Origin of the sequence: Amphritea atlantica, assembly GCF_024347255.1 — a bacterium.
Taxonomy (GTDB): domain Bacteria; phylum Pseudomonadota; class Gammaproteobacteria; order Pseudomonadales; family Balneatricaceae; genus Amphritea; species Amphritea atlantica.
On record NZ_AP025284.1, the window covers coordinates 2801867 to 2819682 of the forward strand.

Genomic DNA, 17816 nt, shown 5'->3' on the forward strand with positions numbered 1-17816 from the left:
TCAGGGCTGGAGATAGATCACAGGATCGCTTCGGTCATCACCATGCAGAGCACAAAAAGTCTGCTCTTTTCCGCCACGGTAATGCACCGCAACGTTAAACCCCATACCCGGCTCATGATTCAGTAACAGCTGTCGCTCATCCCCCGGCGGAATACGAAACGCCTGAATGCGCGACTGTGTGTCAGCACTGCCGAAGTCCAGCTGAACCGACTCGATCACCACCTGGCTACTGTTGTGAAAAGTGACCACCATGCCCTGTTTTACTCCACTCATCCGGGCAGTCACTACCCCGGTCAATAACACCAACAGAAGCACCATGACCCAGCACCACCGCCCAGGTAGCCGGGCAATAGTACCTTTTGTCTCTGTATCCATCATCAACAACCCTGTGTCAGCCTGACAAAATCCCACTTCACCGGTAACGGGATAATATCCAAAAGAGAGCTTATCAGCCCCCATACATCAATCGGGAATCATCGCTTATCACCCGGATGACTCACACTGATCTCAATCAGGCAACTGCAAACTTTCTCAACATCAGAGACGGCCCCGATAAGTGGGTTTGAAAAAATCGAGTGGAGAGGATAGTTACCCGGGAACAGGAGAATCTGATAAAAACGAAAATCAATCGTTACAAAACATATAGTTATATTATATATCTACACCTCCTTCCCTGGTAAATATAACCCTTATCGGTGTGCCAAACGGTGATCTTCGCCGTAGCTGTTTATGATACAAAAAAGAGCTGCGTATTTATAACCCTGAGATATATCAATAATGTATCAGTAATAATAAAGTCATATAAGAAAATCCCCTGTTTAAATTAGAGAAAACCGCTTCTCTTGCCTAAAATGTTACTACCAGACTGATTTAAAGCATGATAACAATAAGGGGACACAACAATGCTAACCTACAATGAATGCCTTGACCTCAGCGATCTCACCCAGGATGAAGTTGAGGCCATAGCAGAGCATGAGCACACGGACCCGATTATCGCCATGGCGATAGGTCATTACCTATGCTGCCATAATGGCGAAAGCAAAGTAAAAAGGATCATCCTGGATGATATCGCCAAAGCACAACGCAAAGGAGATTCAGCCCACGAAAAGGTTCTGCGAAAGGTATTGAATCACTTTATCACTACCCACCCGGAACAACATGGCAATATCGCCAAAGCAAGCTGAGTTATCCGATCTCAATAAAAAAACCGGCTACCCAATATGGGTAGTCGGTTTTTCATCGTAAGCCCTTATCCTTAGCGGCCTCTCTGCCTTTTTGCGCTGCCTTATCTGTTGCTGCCTACTTTTTTTATTATTCCTGGCTTGCTTTTCCTTTATAGTTATCTCGGATGGCCGATAACTCTTTCATACTAAAGGCGCAAAGCAGGCGTTTATGGGACCAATCGACAAAGAGAACAAAGATCTGCGCAGATCTCTTCACCTGCTGGCCAGTAAGGTAGAGCGGAATGAAGCGATATTGCGCTCATTCTTTGAGATAGAGCTCAGACTCCTCAGTTGCAGTAATCTGGCAGAGCTGCTTGACCTTATCCTGATCGACTTTAAACAGCACTTCCGGCTCACCGCGGTCAACCTGATTCTATTCGATCCTGAATGCGCTGCCCGCTGCTTACTGGAGGACTATACTCCACCAGAACCGGGGCACAGCCTTCGCTTTGTCACCAATCAACGCCTGCTAAAAAGCCTGTTCCCCACGTCTGAATTAAGAATAGGAGAACTGAGTGCCCCCCTTAAAAGCATCGCCTTTCCCAGCAACCCTTATGTCCTTAGCAGCGCCCTGCTACCACTGATCCGTCACAACTGCCTGATTGGCAGCCTGCACCTGGGTAGTAACGACCCTGCCCGCTACAGCGAACACTTCGACTACGACTATATTGGCCACCTGGCTTCGGTCATTGCAGTCTGCTTTGAAAACTGTATCAATCAGCAGAACCTGAAGCGGCTCAGCATTATCGATATGCTCACCAAAGTGAATAACCGCCGGGCATTCGATCAGGAGATCATCCGCGAGCTATCCAGAGCCAGCCGGAACAAAACGCCTCTGAGTTGCCTATTTATAGACCTGGACTATTTTAAGCTGGTGAATGACAGTTTCGGCCACCAGGTCGGCGATAAAGTACTCCGATCGGTGGGCTTACTATTAAACAAAAACCTGCGCAAAACTGATTTTGTCGCCCGCTATGGTGGAGAGGAGTTTGCCATCCTGCTACCCAATTGCGATAGCGAAAAGGCGATTGAGATTGGCAACCAACTACGCCATAAAATTCTCCACATGGTGGTCCATAATAACGATAACGAGCCCTTCAGAGTGAGCGCATCAATAGGGGTAACCAGTTGTTGTCACAGTAGTTTTGCCTTCGATAATCTGGATGCTCAGGCTCACGCCGTGTTAAAAGCAGCGGATGAAGCGGTCTACCTGGCCAAAGAAAAAGGCAGGAACCGGATTGAGTACCGCTCCCTGCCCGATATGAAACCTGAACTGTTCAGTCAGTTAAGTGGCGACCTGAAGTCGATTTAAAGCTCTCGATAAACACTTACTGCATATCCCGCAGTAGTTCAGAATAAAGATCGATATAACGCTGTCTCTGCTGTTGACCAAACAGTGGATCGCTCATCGTCGGCAGCTCGGGTTTCAGCGCTTCCCACTGTTCGTCAGTCGCTACCTCATCTAACAACGGAAACAGCGTGCCCTCCTCCAGGTTCAGGTGTTCAATCTGTTCATCCAGGAAACACTCCAGTTTTTCGATAAACTGGTCCATCGGTACCACAGCATCACTCAGAATACAGTCAACCGCTTCGATAATATCCTGACTACTTTTTTTCAGTTGCTTGTGTTCCTCTACACATTGACTGATGGCTTCATCCAACTCAGGACAACCTGAATCTTTGAAAAAAGCATACATCTGGTCTTCCAATGGATGGTGGTACGCATCCGCATAACTGGTGATGTAATCAACAGCATCTGCCAGCAATACAAAATTTGGCATTTCACCCTGCTTCAGTTGTTCCAGCTTATTTCCCAACACAGCCAGTAACTTATTCAGGTTGACATGATCCTGGTGCAACTCGTTCAATACTGTCATAACGACCTCCTGTGAGATAATTACACTATACCTCAGCTTTGTTAAACGGTCTTGACGGGAATCAATCAGACACCCTTCACGCTCTTAGCAATTGGTGTAACTCTGACAATGTCCCAACTCTGAGATCGGTCAGTTCGGGCCACTGCCTGTCGCAACGAGCGTCAACATGAACTGTCGCGACACCCGCGGCTCGCCCTACTTCCAGGTCATAGCGAAAGTCCCCCACCATCACCGCCTGTTCCGGTCGGGCTTGCCAACGCTCCAGTAACAGCCTCACCCCATGGGGGTCCGGTTTTGCCAGCGCATCATCCCGCCCCAGAACTGCAGCGGGATTAAACAGATGACTGACACCGATAACCTCAAGACAGTGCAGCGCCACCTCGCGCTTATTGCGGGTCAGAATCCCCAGCAAACACCCTTTGGATCCCAGAAACTCAAGACACTCATTCACGCCAATGGCGGGCTGCACCTGATCAGCATAGAAATACTCCCACTGATCAAGCTGATAATTCAGTGCCTGCCGTTCTGGCTCTGGTCTGTCAGCGATAGTCGCCAGAATATCGCAGCCTGCCGGAAGCCCCAGCTCCGAGCGGATCCGTTCAAAGTCATGAACCGGATGGGTTAACGTACCATCCAGATCAAACACCCAATAACCCGCCTGACAAATTGTCTCAATCATCGCTCTGACCATCGCTCGGATTGAGGTTTTCAGTCAACTGATCCAGCCGGGTGCGAATATCGCGCATAATCTCCAACCGCCCGGAAGGGTTACCGTTCTGCGCCACCAGCAGTGCTTCAAGCCCGGCAATACTGTCCTGCGAATCGCGCAATGCCTGCAACATGTTGCGGGAACGTTTCTTGGCGCTATCGGTCATCTGATCAACCCGGGTCAGGGTTCGCCGCACCTGGCTATCAAGCTCATCGAGATGGATTACCAGCTGTTCCATTCCCGAACCAAATGCATGATCCATCTGACCCAGCCGTTGCTCTAACTGTGCCACAGCTTCACGGAAGCGGGTCAGAAACAGCTCCCCTTCGCGATCCATAAACATCGCCAATAGCTCTTCGGGATAGAGCGCACGAGAGCGGGCATCGGCCCGGATAGCATATTCACCCCGCTGAGTGCAGTAGGGGCGTTTTCCGCCAGGGGGGATTTCGATACGGAAAAAGGGTTTATTACTGATGTTTTCAACCACCAGTTCAATATCAACTATCGGGTAACAGTCGGTCGCTTTGTTGATCAGGCTGAGTCGGGCACTGTCATCTACATCACAGCCAACCACCCGCCCCCGTTGCAGGCCTGCTTTGTTGGTGTATTCATCGACCCCAACCAGAATAGCCCCACCCTGAGATGAATTAGCGAAAGAGACCAGATCGCGGCTTTTAATGCCGTTGATTTCACGCTTGAAATCGACATCGACACCTTCAGGCTTTGCCAGCAGACTCCTGGCCCGCTGACTGATCTGCTGATATTCGCGTTTAACCGGCATCAGGAAAGCCCTTTAGCCATAGATCTCATCAGCAAAAGGATCGATAGGATTAGCCAGCAACCGGTCATCCCGAAAATAGAGAATTCGCCCTTCAAAGGTCAGTCCTTTCGAGGAGAACCAGCGCAACACCTCTTCCCGGCCTTCATCGATCTGAAAGCTGGTATACCAGGCGGAACCAATACGGTAAAAGTAAAGTCCGAAGAGTGCAGCAGCAGCCCCCAGAAAAAAGTCGGAACCGGGACTGAAAAGCAGCGCCACCAACCCTGCCAGCCAGACCCGACTGGCTCTGGACTGTTTTAAATTATTGAATGCTTCATCATACTGATCCTGATATTTCAGATAACGACGATAATTCTGCTGTAGTTCAAATTTATCCTGCTCGGGGATAGTACGTTCCATTTTAATACCCTTTTTCTACCGGTCTCAATATATTAAGACCTGGCTTAGCCAACCAGACTTTTACTCAAAACTTCAAATACATCCCGGGAAAGATCACCACTGTTTCTGATCCGTTCCAATTCAGCTTTCATCAATGCACTGCGCTCCTGCGGATAACGCTTCCAGCGCGTGAGTGGTGTCAGCAATCGCGAAGCGATCTGAGGATTCTGTTTGTTTAATACAATAATCTGATCCGCCAGAAAACGGTAGCCACTACCATCAGTATTATGAAAGTTAAGCATATTCTGCGCACAGAAGATCGATATCAGTGAACGGATCTTATTCGGATTGGCGCCATCGTACGCCGGATGTTGTTGTAAAGCCTGTACCCGCGCCAACGCCCCCTCTTTAGGATCACTGGCCTGCACTGCAAGCCACTGATTCACTACCAGCGATTCATTCTGCCAGCGCTGATAGAAATCGTCCAACACCTCACTGGCCTGCTGTGCAAATCCCGAATGTACAATCAGTGTCAGTGCCGCCTGGCTGTCAGTCATATTATCTGCCTGACGATACTGCTGCAGCGCCAGCTGCAGGTATTCCTGCTTCTCGGTGGCCATCAGGTAGGCCAGCGCAAGATTCTTCAGGCTTCGGCGAGCCACAGAAGCCGCATCAGGACTGTAGGGTTCAGCGCTGTTGTTATCCTGATAAATCCTGAGGAACAGCGTTTCGAGCTGATTAGCGATTGAATCCCTGACAAAGCGACGCACCCGATAGATCCCATCAACATCGATCACCTCAGCGAGTTCGCTCAGATAGGCTTCAGAAGGCAGTGTCAGCACTTTAGCAACCATCGCCTTATCCAGCTCGGTATCACTCAGCACCTGCTGATAGGCATCAACCAGGGCCTGATCCAGTATCAGCTCCCGTCCCTGCTGATGATCAGCAATCAACTCACTCATAATACCAACAGCCAGCTGCTGTGCGGCATCCCAGCGATTAAAACCATCGCTGTCGTGCTGCATCAGAAACACAAGTTGCTCACGACTGTAGGGAAACTTCAGTTTCACCGGCGCCGAGAATCCGCGCAACAATGAGGGGATTGGCTCTACCGGAATATTCTCAAAGACAAAGCTCTGCTCTGTGGCGATCAGCTCCAGCACCTCGGTGGTTTCGCCACCCTGCAGCGGGATATCCGCCCCCTGAGGGTCGAGCAAGCCCACCGCAACAGGGATCAAAAACGGCTGTTTTGTCGCCATATCCGGTGTTGCCGGGCAACGCTGATGCATATGCAGGGTATAGCGCTGGTTCTGCGCATCATATTCACCGGTCACGGACACCTGTGGCGTACCTGACTGACTGTACCAGAGTTTAAAGCGACTCATATCACGGCCCGAGACATCGGCCATCGCCTGGACAAAGTCATCGGTGGTCACCGCCTGACCATCGTGGCGATCAAAGTAGAGATCGGAGCCTTTGCGAAAGGTTTGCGCGCCTAACAGTGTGTGCAGCATTCGCACCACTTCACAGCCTTTCTCATACACCGTCAGCGTATAGAAGTTCGAGATCTCAATAAAAGAGGCGGGCCGTACCGGATGCGCCATAGGGCCGGCATCCTCAGCAAACTGCGCCGTACGCAGCAGGGTAACATCTTCAATTCGTTTTACAGTAGCTGAGTTCATATCCGCTGAAAACTGCGAATCACGAAACACCGTAAAACCCTCTTTCAGACTCAGCTGAAACCAGTCTCTGCAAGTAACCCGGTTACCGGACCAGTTGTGGAAATACTCATGGGCGACAACCCCTTCAACCCGTTGAAAGCCAGCATCAACAGTAGTTTCCGGATGCGCCAGCACACAGGAGGTATTGAAGATATTCAGCCCTTTATTCTCCATCGCCCCCATGTTGAAAAAATCAACGGCGACGATCATAAAGATATCCAGATCGTACTCTCGTCCGTAGACCTGTTCATCCCATCGCATGGAGTGTTTAAGAGAGTTCATGGCGTATTCGAGCTTATCCAGATCTTTCGCTTCGGCAAAGATTTTCAAGACCACATGACGCCCTGAACTGGTGGTATAGCGATCCTCGATAAACTGGAGATCCCCCCCGACAAGGGCAAAAAGATAAGCGGGTTTCGGAAATGGATCCTGCCATTTAACCCAGTGTCTGCCATCGTCCTCTTCACCGGCATCAACCATATTGCCGTTTGACAGCAGCACCGGATAACGCAGCTTATCCGCCACAATCGTGGTTTCAAACAGCGCCATGACATCGGGCCGGTCCTGATAGAAAGTAATACGCCTGAAACCTTCTGCCTCACACTGAGTGCAAAACATGCCATCCGATTTGTACAGTCCCTCAAGGGCGGTATTATTTTGCGGCTCGATGCGGGTAATACATTCAAGGGTAAAGTGGTCCGGCAGATTCGGGATCAGCAGCTGTTCGCCTGAGCGGCGATAATCCTTGTCGCTGAGCACTTCACCATCGATACTCAACCGTTGTAACTCGAGAGTCTCATGTCCATCCAGCACCAGAGGATGCTGGCGGTTAGCGGAGTCAGGGTTGCGGACATATCGAACCTGCGAGCGAACCAGTGTTTGCTCCTCTTCCAGTTCAAAGCGCAACTCAGTTTGCTCCACCCGAAATGCAGGAACCTCATAATCTTTTAAATAGATAACACTCGGCTGCTCTGTAGCTGACTGGTTCATTCATTCACCCTGCAATAACATTCAAACAATTAACAATAAACAAACCTTCGAATCGCCTTGTTACTCAGGCGGTGATAACGGTTCAAAGGTTTCACACATCTCAGGCGCTGAACTCAACCTGATAAGCGGTAAATTTTCTGAGATTGATAACTCCGGTATCGAGAATCAGATACTGCCCTTTGATTCCCTGTAAAACCCCCTCAACTACCGGGGTTTTATCGAAGCTCAGACTCGTCACTTTAGCCGGAAAATTGAGCACCGGATAATCCAGCTCCACCACTTCCGCCTCGGGCAGACGCTGAATTGCCTGTAACCCAAAGCGATTTTCTAACAATGTCAGTTCTTCCTGACACAGCGTCATCAGCCGATCACGCTCCGCCTGCAGGTCCAGGCGATCTACCTGCCCTTTAAGCATAGCCCGCCAGTTGGTTTTATCGGTAACATGGGCGGCAAAAATCTGTTCCGCAAGGCCAGACTGAAAACGGGTATCCACTCGCAGAACCGGCAGTGCCTGAATCGCCCCCTGATCAATCCAGCGGGTTGGAATCTGGGTGCCCCGGGTTATTCCCACCTTAACCCCGGAAGAGTTAGCCAGATAAACATAGTGGCTCTGAAAACAGAACTGCTCACCCCAGGACGGGTCTCTGCAGGTCCCCTGTTCATAATGACACTTTTCGGGGCTCATAATACAAAGATCACACTGGGGAAGTTTTTTAAAACAGGGGTAACAATATCCCTGGGCAAAACTTTTACTGGTCTTGCGACCGCAGTGGGTACAGTTGATCTGTCCCAGAAAGCAGAGTTTTACAGGCTGTCCAAGATAGCTGTTCAGGTCGATCAGATGATCTCCCAGCTTAAGCTGATAACATATCTGAGGGGCGATCTTCGCTGGCATTTTAACCAGCGCCCCCTGAGCGATAACCTCCATCAGTTATCGTTCAAAATTTTCAGAACCTGGGGCTCCAGTGGATCGGAACCGTGCTGACTGCCATCTTTCTTCGTCCGGTCGATAAACCCGGTACGCTCATGGGCAGGTAGCTTGGTCTCATCATAGGCAATCACAGCCCGCAGACTGGTCTCTCGCTGCTCTTCGGTCAACCGCTCACCATTCGGCCATTTGCCCAACTCAACAGCCCGCTTCAGACTCTGATACACCTCAGGCGTCATCGCCTCAATCATCTTTTTAAAGTTCATTCATTAGCCTCCAAAGTGGCTGATATATTATCACAGGGTTCGGCGGCAATTCGATGCTGCTGATCGTCCAGAGTTTTTATCGTTTGAACACTCTCACCACAGGGACCACCACCAGCCCCGCTATAAGCCCAGCCAGATGTGCAGTATTGGCGATAGAACCAAGCCCCAGCGTTTCCAGTGCGCCGGTAAAACCCAATACCAGCCAGAACATCATAAACCCCATCAGCGCTGGCGGCATACCGATCATCTGCGCGGGCCTGAGCCGATCCCAAAGCCAGGCAAAACCCAGCAGAGCAAAAACGAAGCCAGACATTCCACCAAACATCGGACCACTGACCCAGAACTGGGCAACATTAGATGCCAACGCAGAAAACAGAAACAGCCCCAGCAGTACGGGCCAGCCAAGATAGCTCTCAATCCGCCTGCCAACAACCCACACCCAAAGCAGGTTAAAGATGATATGGGGCAGATTAAAATGCATAAAAGCAGGTGTAAACAATCGCCATATCTGACCACCAGCAACCGATGTCAGCAGATCTGAGTAGTAGACCTTATTCCCCTGTACAGAAAATTCAACAATGGTAAACCAGCCCATCATCTGAATATTATCGCCCAGCGAAACAATCAGTGTAATGATGATACTCACGGCGATCAGCGCCAGCGTCAGCCAGGCTTTAAAAACCGTCTGCAGACCACCCTGACCTGTCTGCTGCACCCGCAACCCGGAAAGATCTGCGCCTTGCTGCCACATCTGATACAGCTGAGCTATCTGCTCTCCATTGACATTGTAGGGCACTAACAGCAACTGCTCCTGTCCCTGTTCCAGCACCCGGTGAGGAATCTTATGCTGCCAGAGTATGGCGGTGAAACCGGACAGATCCTGATCCAGAGGAACCCGAAACACTTCATTCATACGATCACAATAACCCGCGAATGGCATTCATGATTCATCGCTGATCTCCTTCAATACATCAACCCAGATAAACTTGTTCGGATTGATCTCTGTTTCCTGATCGAGCCGGTAAGCCACCAATTTACCAAATTTAACAGCACTGTAGTCAATACAGGCAACATTCGGAGCCACTGGCCTGGGCTCGCCATCACACCAGTAGTGCCCGACAAACAGCAACGGTTCATTGGTACTGTAGTACAGCAGATCATCATAATCCTGCTGTGTCAGACGCATACGCGCCACATGCTCAGGTAACGGGTCGGGCTGGAACACCACATCAATATAATACTGCGGTCTCTCTGACCAGAATTTGGTGCGAAAAAAACGGCGCTTATAACCATCTTTACTCACCATGACTTCATCGTTGGGCAGCTTCAGGTGGGTACCACGCAACAATCGATCCATCGTTTCCCACTCAAGGGTACCGTGATAAGCAGAACGGTGCAGATAATCATCATCGATCTGATTCCCCCCCTGTGTGAGTAAAAACTGGTCTATGTGCTGCTGAGACCAGCAGGCATGGACTACCCGGAACTGCTGCTGTTCAAGAAACAGGGGCATCTCCTTGATCCACTGCAGAAACGCCTTCTGCTCCTGAGGGTAGTTTGCAAACTGCTCGAGCGTCTCATTAAGAATACGCAGATGTCGCCGGTTATGCGTTCTGAGATACTCCATACCCGACCCCGGCAACCCCGGCGTCAGATAGGAAAGGTAATTAAACTCATGATTTCCCATGACAATCTGGGCATGTCCGGCATCCACCATATCGCGGACTATATGCAGTGCCTCGCGGATACGCGGCCCCCGGTCAACAATATCACCCAGAAAAATAGCCTGACGTTTTGGATGCTGATAGACCCCCGCCTGTTTACTATACCCCAGCTTCTGCAACAGCAGTTGCAGAGATAGCGCACAGCCATGCACATCCCCAATCAGGTCATACCCCTGGTAAGCACTCCCCATAGGCACCCCGGTTATTCTCCTAACTTCGTAGCCCAGCCAAGTTTTTCCCGACAGGTCTGATAGAAGTTATGACTCAAAGGATGCAGCAGTTTCAGTTTGTGCGGTTTCTTATGAATAGTAATCGTATCCCCCGGGGCGCAGTTTATATGTTTCTGGCCATCACAACTCACCGTCGGATAGGTCTCATTGTTGCCACTGATAACCAATTTAAGCTCACTATTGCCATCTACCACAATCGGTCGACTGGACAGCGTATGGGGAAACATAGGTACCAGTACCAAAGCATCAAGACGTGGATGCATAATCGGGCCACCGCCTGACAGCGCATAAGCGGTAGAGCCTGTCGGCGTGGCTACAATCAATCCATCAGAACGCTGGGTATAGACAAACTGGCCTTCAATGTAGAGCTCAAACTGAATCATTCGGGCAGATTTACCCGGGTGCAAGACACAATCATTCAAGCCGGTTGACTCTCCGATTGGCTCGCCATTGCGCTTCACCAGAACATCGATCAGAAAGCGGCGGTCCACGGTGTAATGCCCATTTAATACCTCACCGACTTTCTCTTCGATCTCTGCCGGTGAAATATCTGTCAGGAAACCAAGATTCCCCCGGTTTACCCCCAAAACCGGCACATTCGACTGCGCCAGATTTCTGGCTGCCCCAAGCAAGCTACCATCGCCGCCAACAACGATAACCAGATCACATATCTCCCCCATCAAACGGGACGAGCTGGTTTGCTGGCCATGACCCGGCATCACCGCGGCAATTTTATCATCGAGAATAGGCGTCAGCCCCTGCTCGTCCAGAAAGCGGATCAGATGTTTCAGGGTATCAATAACCTTGGTGCTACCCAGACGCCCGATCAAACCAATATTACGAAAGTTATCCATTACCACTCCACTGAAACTGATGGTTACACCGCAACCACACCTATCCAATTGTTTTTAAAGATTATACTCATTTTTTAATAGTTTACCTGCCGATCATACGCTTTTGATATGGGATAACGTCCAGAACCATTAACGTAACGTTTTGCTCAGGCGATCCTGCATGCCTCTCAACCCCTGCATTCCGCCTGTATGGATCAGCATAACCCGGCTCCCCGGAGGCAACTCACCCCGCGCCAGCTTCCGCTGCAGAGCCAGGAAGGCTTTACCACTGTAAACCGGTTCAAGCTCAATCCCACTGTATTCCCGAAAATGTCGCAGCGCATCAACCAGCTCAACGGAAACCCGGGCATAGCCGCCCTCATGACAACTCAGATCCAACAACCACCCGCCCGGGTCCCTCTCTTCAGCCCGGGCAAGTATCTGCCTGATATCGTGATAGAGAAACTCCGCCCCCTTCAGAACCGGCACGCCTAGCAGATCGACCCCCTCCGGCTTATCAGCGATCAAACCCGCCAACGTACCACCCGTGCCACAAGCACAACAGATCAGTTGATAATCAGTCGCCTTAAACAGAGAGATAATCTCGCGACAACCCGCCACCACCCATTCACCCGAACCGCCTTCTGGCAAACAGTGAAACTCACCATAGGTATGCTGTAGCGCCGCAATAAACTGCTCATCATATTTATTGCGATACTGATTTCTGGAGACAAATTCCAGTGTCATCCCCCAGTCAGCAGCATCCATCAGTGTTGCGGATAGCTGAGGGGGACGCTCTCCACGAATAACCCCGATCGTTTCAATACCCAACTTATAACCCGCATAGGCGAGAGCATGCAGATGGTTTGACCAGGCACCGCCAAAGCTAAGCACCCGGTGACAGTCAGAAGCCTGCACCGCTTCAAGAGCATATTTTAACTTGAACCACTTGTTACCACTGATCAACGGATGAATAAGATCCAGACGCAACAGGTCGAGCCGAACCCCAGCCTGCTCAAACTCTGGCAACAACACTTTTTCAACAGGGATTTCGGGCTGTTGTGGCAAGACGACTGGGAGCGTTTTCATAAAGCGTTAAAAAACCTGTCACATCTCTATCATGAAGACAGAATAGGATAGCTGCCATAAACAGAGGGGAATAAAATGGAAGAGTACACAGAAGAGCTGCTACTGGAAAGACTAAACGAAGAGTTTGAAGACGATAACGAGTACGATGACGGCGAGGAGATGTAATTTAACCCATCACTGCAGCTGAAAAATGAGATTCAGCTATTGCCGGTAGAAAACTGCCTTACACAGTCACCGCCCGCCTGTTTTGCGCTGTACATCGCCATATCAGCCCTCTGAACAAAAAAATCGACCGGCTCAGCGCCACTACAGGATGCCACGCCCAGACTCATGGACACAGTAACAGCCTGATTATGATGTGAACTGGGAGAATAGTTGCATTCCAGATTAAACAGCTGCCGCACCCTGTCCGCCAACTGACAGGCATCAGCCTGGGCAGTATTCGGCAACAACAGCATAAATTCATCCCCACCATAGCGAAAAGCCTGATCGGAATCCCTTAGCCCATCCCGCAACACCCGACCAATCAGACGTACAATCTGATCACCCTCAAGATGCCCCAGCTTATCGTTTACCTGTTTGAAGCCATCCAGATCAATGCACACAAGGCTCAACTCACCGCCATAGCGTTTAACACGCATCATCTCACTGGCAACCTGGACATAAAAGTGACGCTGATTATACAGGCCACTCAGGTCATCGGTAATCGACTGTTTCAGCAATGTGGTTTCCAGTGCTTTCTGCCGCGTCATATCATGAAAAAAACCAACACTCCCACGATACTCCCCCTGCTTCATCAGCATTGCTGCTGACAAACGAATAGGAACCTTTTCCCGACTGCTGTTGAGTACATAGGTTTCATACCCCTCTACCCGCCCTGGCCCACAAAACGACTCATCCATCATCAGCCGCATAATCTTCCTTGCTTCAGCATCACTGGGATATATCTGACGAATATTCATATCGCCAATTACCTGATCAGCCGAATACCCCAGCAAATTTTCTGCTGACGTATTAAACACGGATATCACTCCGCGACGATTGATTGCAATAACCGGATCAGGACAGATTGAGATCAAGTCCGCCTGATTAATATTCAAATGCATCTGATTAGGCCCACAGCCACTAGGATAATCCAACGCCCAACTGATGATTTCACTATAGACAATAAGGCAAAGGATAAAAATGACTGGCATTTATATCACGGATGTCTGCCAAGAGCCCACACTCATTACTCAAAATGACAGATACACTACACATACAGAAAAACTGAAGCCCATAAAATTCAGCTGGATAGAGATTAAAATAAAACAAAAAAGAGATAGAAAAGCCAAGCAACTCAAGCGCGACAAAGAGATACAGCGATAAGAACAGGCAGACATTAATTCTGAAGATTAAAAGAGGAAGTGGCGGAATGGACGGGACTCAAACCCACGACCCGTTATCGCGAAAGATGACAGGCAGGTATTCTAACTGTTCATCTGAAATAGTGGCGGAATGGACGGAACTCGAACCCACGACCCGTTATCGCGAAAGATGACAGGCAGGTATTCTAACTGTTCATCTGAAATAGTGGCGGAATGGACGGGACTCGAACCCACGACCCGTTATCGCGAAAGATGACAGGCAGGTATTCTAACTGTTCATCTGAAATAGTGGCGGAATGGACGGGACTCGAACCCGCGACCCCCTGCGTGACAGGCAGGTATTCTAACCAACTGAACTACCACTCCGCAGTGGTTTATCCCAAGACAAATACTCAGGATTGAAGCTTTTTCTCCAGCTTAGTGGTGGGCGTGGAGAGGCTCGAACTCCCGACATTCGCCTTGTAAGGGCGACGCTCTCCCAACTGAGCTACACGCCCACTAAGCAGATGGCTTATCATTTTACTTCCCGGCCAGGCACTTTTGGCGTTAAGAAGTTTTCCACAAAGATGACAGGCAGGTATTCTAACCCTTCATCTGAAATAGTGGCGGAATGGACGGGACTCGAACCCGCGACCCCCTGCGTGACAGGCAGGTATTCTAACCAACTGAACTACCACTCCGCATTGTACGGGACTCGAACCCGCGACCACCAACCCCCACATATGTGACAGACAGCAATCGAACCAACTGAACTACCACTCCGCAGTGGTTTGCAACTAACGCTGCAGCTTAGTGGTGGGCGTGGAGAGGCTCGAACTCCCGACATTCGCCTTGTAAGGGCGACGCTCTCCCAACTGAGCTACACGCCCACTAAGCAGATGGCCTATCATTTTACTTCCCGGCCAGGCACTTTTGGCTTTAAGAAGCGGCAGAATCAACAAGACTTAAACCTGCGATCCGTTACCACGATAGATGACAGGCAGGTATTCTAACGCTTCATCTGAAATAGTAGCGGACCGGGATGACTTACACCGCGAGCCGTTACCATGAAAGATGACAGGCAGGTATTCTAACCGTTCATCTAAAATAGTGGCGGAATGGACGGGACTCGAACCCGCGACCCCCTGCGTGACAGGCAGGTATTCTAACCAACTGAACTACCACTCCGCATTGTACGGGACTCGAACCCGCGACCACCAATCCCCACATATGTGACAGACAGCAATCGAACCAACTAAACTACCGCATTGTACGGGACTCGAACCCGCGACCACCAACCCCCACATATGTGACAGACAGCAATCGAACCAACTGAACTACCACTCCGCAGTGGTTTATCCCAAGACAAATACTCAGGATTGAAGCTTTCGCTCCAGCTTAGTGGTGGGCGTGGAGAGGCTCGAACTCCCGACATTCGCCTTGTAAGGGCGACGCTCTCCCAACTGAGCTACACGCCCACTAAGCAGATGGCTTATCGCTTTACTTCTCAGCCAGGCACTTTTGGCTTTAAGAAGTGGCAGAATCAACAAGACTTAAACCTGCGATCCGTTACCACGATAGATGACAGGCAGATATTCTAACCTTTCATCTGTAATAGTGGCGGAATGGACGGGACTCGAACCCGCGACCCCCTGCGTGACAGGCAGGTATTCTAACCAACTGAACTACCACTCCGCATTGTACGGGACTCGAACCCGCGACCACCAACCCCCACATATGTGACAGACAGCAATCGAACCAACTGAACTACCACTCCGCAGTGGTTTGCAACTTACGCTGCAGCTTAGTGGTGGGCGTGGAGAGGCTCGAACTCCCGACATTCGCCTTGTAAGGGCGACGCTCTCCCAACTGAGCTACACGCCCACTAAGCAGATGGCCTATCATTTTACTTCCCGGCCAGGCACTCTTGGCTTTAAGAAGTTTTCCACAAAGATGACAGGCAGGTATTCTAACCCTTCATCTCAAATAGTAGCGGACCGGGATGACTTACACCGCGAGCCGTTACCATGAAAGATGACAGGCAGGTATTCTAACCGTTCATCTAAAATAGTGGCGGAATGGACGGGACTCGAACCCGCGACCCCCTGCGTGACAGGCAGGTATTCTAACCAACTGAACTACCACTCCGCATTGTACGGGACTCGAACCCGCGACCACCAATCCCCACATATGTGCAAGACAGCAATCGAACCAACTGAACTACCACTCCGCATGACGGGATTAACCCGCATCACGTCTTCGATCTGGTGGGCGTGGAGAGGCTCGAACTCCCGACATTCGCCTTGTAAGGGCGACGCTCTCCCAACTGAGCTACACGCCCTCAAATCGAGAGCCGAATTGTAAGGATTTTGCTTGGCATGTCAAACGTTTATCTTAAAATATTTTCATCATCTATTTGCTTCCCCCCTGCAAGGCAGAAACCATATACCCTGATGTTTTTCACCAACCCGCACTGACTCTGCTACACTCGACACCTATAAAAAGCCTTACCGCGTAACAGGCCTAATATTGCTGTAACGGACCAAACCAAGATGCCCCAGCCTCTGATTGAAAAAATCGATTCATTTGTAGCAGCAGCGATTAATCTGCAACTCCGTCAGACTGGACGGCTACCATTAACAATTTATGACCCCGAATGGCCCTCTGAGTGCCATCAGCAGCCCTCAGAGCCGGGCCAGCAAACACCCTGGAAGCCAGTTCTTCAGTCACAGAGCGACAACAGCTGCCATGATATGTTAGACCGGCTGGAGCAGGCATTGGGCTACAGCATCCATGAAGATCTTCGCCTCTGGTATAGCCGTTATTGGTCTGATCCCCTCCCGGCAACCTCTGAGTGGGGCGAGCTGAGCCTGCTGTTTCTCTGGAGTGAAAAAGATTGTGAGCGTCTTCGCGGGAACCTGATAGGCCACTTGCTGACTAAGCAGAAGCAGAAACAACCTGCTACCCTGTTTTTTGCCTGCACCGAACCTGATGGCGAAAAATTTTTATCTATCAACAACCAGACCGGCGAGATCTGGCTGGAACAACCGGGCAAACAACCCATTATGAAACTAGCTGACTCGCTGGAAGCTTTTCTGGAAAAACTAACGCCCAAACCGATCCCCGATATGGAGCAATAACCATGCGCAAAGTAATAATTACGATCTTTACCAGCATATTCCTGCTGTCAGGGTGCAGTACATTCAAGCCCCATCAGGTATCAGTTGAACCCCTACACCCAACGGTAACCGCCCAATCGACTCTGCCTGCTAACCTTCAGATCGAAGTCCAGAGCAAAGATATGCGCAACTCGGATGTCATTGGTTACCGCATCAGTCGCTTCAGCGACCGGGCTGAGGTGACTCTCCCCGTCCCGGCCTCTGAAGCGCTGAAGCAGGGAGCCCGGGTGGCGATCGTCAAGCTGGGTGCCATACCTGCACCATCGGCCGATACCAAACTCACAGTGGAACTGACTCACCTGGAATACAATGCGACTCAGAGCGCGCTACAGTCCGTGAAACTGAACGCCACCATTAAAGTAACTGCCGAGAAAAACAGTGAGTTTCTGAGCGGAAATTACAGCACGGAGAAAGAGTATCAGTATGCAACCACTCCCTCTCTGGCGGATAATCAGAAAATGGTCAACGAAATCCTGCTGATGACTATCAGCCGGGCATTTAATGACACCAAACTAGTCAATTTCCTGGCCCGGTAAGACCGC

Annotated in this window: 17 protein-coding genes and 10 tRNA genes; 4 read left to right on the forward strand and 23 right to left on the reverse strand. The window is 50.2% G+C overall.

Annotated elements, in window-relative coordinates; genetic code table 11:
* Entirely contained in the window at nucleotides 1-378 is a 378-nt protein-coding gene (locus OCU43_RS12905; protein ID WP_261832931.1) for a hypothetical protein, read from the reverse strand.
* A 524-nt stretch (nucleotides 379-902) separates the two neighbouring features.
* Between OCU43_RS12905 and OCU43_RS12910 the strand changes: the two genes are divergently transcribed.
* Complete coding sequence (locus OCU43_RS12910; protein WP_091355844.1) at nucleotides 903-1184, forward strand: hypothetical protein; 282 nt, start codon at nucleotides 903-905, stop codon at nucleotides 1182-1184.
* Nucleotides 1185-1392: 208 nt separating this feature from the next.
* Nucleotides 1393-2535, forward strand: coding sequence for a sensor domain-containing diguanylate cyclase (locus tag OCU43_RS12915; RefSeq protein ID WP_091355847.1), 1143 nt, complete (start codon nucleotides 1393-1395; stop codon nucleotides 2533-2535).
* A gap of 16 nt (nucleotides 2536-2551) precedes the next feature.
* Here OCU43_RS12915 and OCU43_RS12920 read toward each other — a convergent pair whose 3' ends face one another.
* From OCU43_RS12920 to OCU43_RS13025, 22 genes are all read right to left on the reverse strand, one after another.
* A complete protein-coding gene (locus OCU43_RS12920) occupies nucleotides 2552-3100 on the reverse strand; it encodes a hemerythrin domain-containing protein (protein WP_091355849.1) in 549 nt (182 codons plus the stop codon).
* A gap of 76 nt (nucleotides 3101-3176) precedes the next feature.
* On the reverse strand, nucleotides 3177-3779 hold the full coding sequence (locus OCU43_RS12925) for an HAD family hydrolase (RefSeq protein ID WP_245756520.1): 603 nt from the start codon (nucleotides 3777-3779) through the stop codon (nucleotides 3177-3179).
* The gene (locus OCU43_RS12930; protein WP_091355855.1) at nucleotides 3772-4590 is read right to left on the reverse strand and encodes an AlbA family DNA-binding domain-containing protein; all 819 of its coding nucleotides are present in this window, start codon (nucleotides 4588-4590) and stop codon (nucleotides 3772-3774) included. The genes OCU43_RS12925 and OCU43_RS12930 overlap by 8 nt, the downstream gene beginning before the upstream one ends.
* Nucleotides 4591-4602: 12 nt before the next feature.
* Nucleotides 4603-4989 (reverse strand): hypothetical protein, encoded by a 387-nt coding sequence (locus tag OCU43_RS12935; protein WP_091355859.1) that lies wholly within the window; start codon nucleotides 4987-4989, stop codon nucleotides 4603-4605.
* 44 nt (nucleotides 4990-5033) lie between these two features.
* Nucleotides 5034-7679 carry an aminopeptidase N gene (pepN, locus tag OCU43_RS12940; RefSeq protein ID WP_091355863.1) on the reverse strand — a complete coding sequence of 882 codons (2646 nt, stop codon included), beginning with the start codon at nucleotides 7677-7679 and terminating at the stop codon, nucleotides 5034-5036.
* A 100-nt stretch (nucleotides 7680-7779) separates the two neighbouring features.
* Nucleotides 7780-8607, reverse strand: a complete 828-nt coding sequence (locus OCU43_RS12945; RefSeq protein ID WP_091355866.1) for a DUF2797 domain-containing protein — start codon at nucleotides 8605-8607, stop codon at nucleotides 7780-7782.
* A complete protein-coding gene (locus OCU43_RS12950; RefSeq protein ID WP_091355870.1) occupies nucleotides 8607-8873 on the reverse strand; it encodes a YeaC family protein in 267 nt (88 codons plus the stop codon). The genes OCU43_RS12945 and OCU43_RS12950 overlap by 1 nt, the downstream gene beginning before the upstream one ends.
* A 76-nt stretch (nucleotides 8874-8949) precedes the next feature.
* The gene (locus tag OCU43_RS12955) at nucleotides 8950-9786 is read right to left on the reverse strand and encodes a rhomboid family intramembrane serine protease (protein ID WP_091356252.1); all 837 of its coding nucleotides are present in this window, start codon (nucleotides 9784-9786) and stop codon (nucleotides 8950-8952) included.
* 27 nt (nucleotides 9787-9813) lie between these two features.
* Entirely contained in the window at nucleotides 9814-10788 is a 975-nt protein-coding gene (locus tag OCU43_RS12960) for a metallophosphoesterase (RefSeq protein WP_091355872.1), read from the reverse strand.
* 11 nt (nucleotides 10789-10799) lie between these two features.
* Nucleotides 10800-11681, reverse strand: coding sequence for an NAD(+) kinase (locus tag OCU43_RS12965; RefSeq protein WP_091355875.1), 882 nt, complete (start codon nucleotides 11679-11681; stop codon nucleotides 10800-10802).
* Between the two features lie 129 nt (nucleotides 11682-11810).
* Nucleotides 11811-12749: a 1-aminocyclopropane-1-carboxylate deaminase/D-cysteine desulfhydrase gene (locus OCU43_RS12970; RefSeq protein ID WP_091355877.1), complete on the reverse strand. Its 939-nt coding sequence runs from the start codon at nucleotides 12747-12749 to the stop codon at nucleotides 11811-11813.
* 197 nt (nucleotides 12750-12946) lie between these two features.
* A complete protein-coding gene (locus tag OCU43_RS12975) occupies nucleotides 12947-13855 on the reverse strand; it encodes a sensor domain-containing diguanylate cyclase (protein WP_175483461.1) in 909 nt (302 codons plus the stop codon).
* 550 nt (nucleotides 13856-14405) lie between these two features.
* Nucleotides 14406-14482: transfer RNA gene (locus OCU43_RS12980), tRNA-Asp, on the reverse strand.
* 55 nt (nucleotides 14483-14537) lie between these two features.
* A tRNA-Val gene (locus OCU43_RS12985) sits at nucleotides 14538-14613 on the reverse strand.
* Nucleotides 14614-14719: 106 nt separating this feature from the next.
* Nucleotides 14720-14796, reverse strand: a tRNA-Asp gene (locus tag OCU43_RS12990).
* A 113-nt stretch (nucleotides 14797-14909) separates the two neighbouring features.
* A tRNA-Val gene (locus OCU43_RS12995) sits at nucleotides 14910-14985 on the reverse strand.
* Between the two features lie 221 nt (nucleotides 14986-15206).
* Nucleotides 15207-15283 (reverse strand) — tRNA-Asp (locus OCU43_RS13000).
* A gap of 214 nt (nucleotides 15284-15497) precedes the next feature.
* Nucleotides 15498-15573, reverse strand: a tRNA-Val gene (locus OCU43_RS13005).
* A gap of 140 nt (nucleotides 15574-15713) precedes the next feature.
* Nucleotides 15714-15790 (reverse strand) — tRNA-Asp (locus tag OCU43_RS13010).
* A gap of 113 nt (nucleotides 15791-15903) precedes the next feature.
* Nucleotides 15904-15979 (reverse strand) — tRNA-Val (locus OCU43_RS13015).
* A gap of 187 nt (nucleotides 15980-16166) precedes the next feature.
* A tRNA-Asp gene (locus OCU43_RS13020) sits at nucleotides 16167-16243 on the reverse strand.
* Nucleotides 16244-16360: 117 nt separating this feature from the next.
* Nucleotides 16361-16436 (reverse strand) — tRNA-Val (locus OCU43_RS13025).
* A gap of 211 nt (nucleotides 16437-16647) precedes the next feature.
* Here OCU43_RS13025 and syd point away from each other — a divergent pair.
* Both syd and OCU43_RS13035 read left to right on the forward strand, forming a co-directional pair.
* The gene (gene syd, locus OCU43_RS13030) at nucleotides 16648-17235 is read left to right on the forward strand and encodes a SecY-interacting protein (RefSeq protein ID WP_091355883.1); all 588 of its coding nucleotides are present in this window, start codon (nucleotides 16648-16650) and stop codon (nucleotides 17233-17235) included.
* A 2-nt stretch (nucleotides 17236-17237) separates the two neighbouring features.
* Nucleotides 17238-17810, forward strand: coding sequence for a YajG family lipoprotein (locus OCU43_RS13035; RefSeq protein ID WP_091355886.1), 573 nt, complete (start codon nucleotides 17238-17240; stop codon nucleotides 17808-17810).
* The last annotated feature ends 6 nt before the right edge of the window (nucleotides 17811-17816 follow it).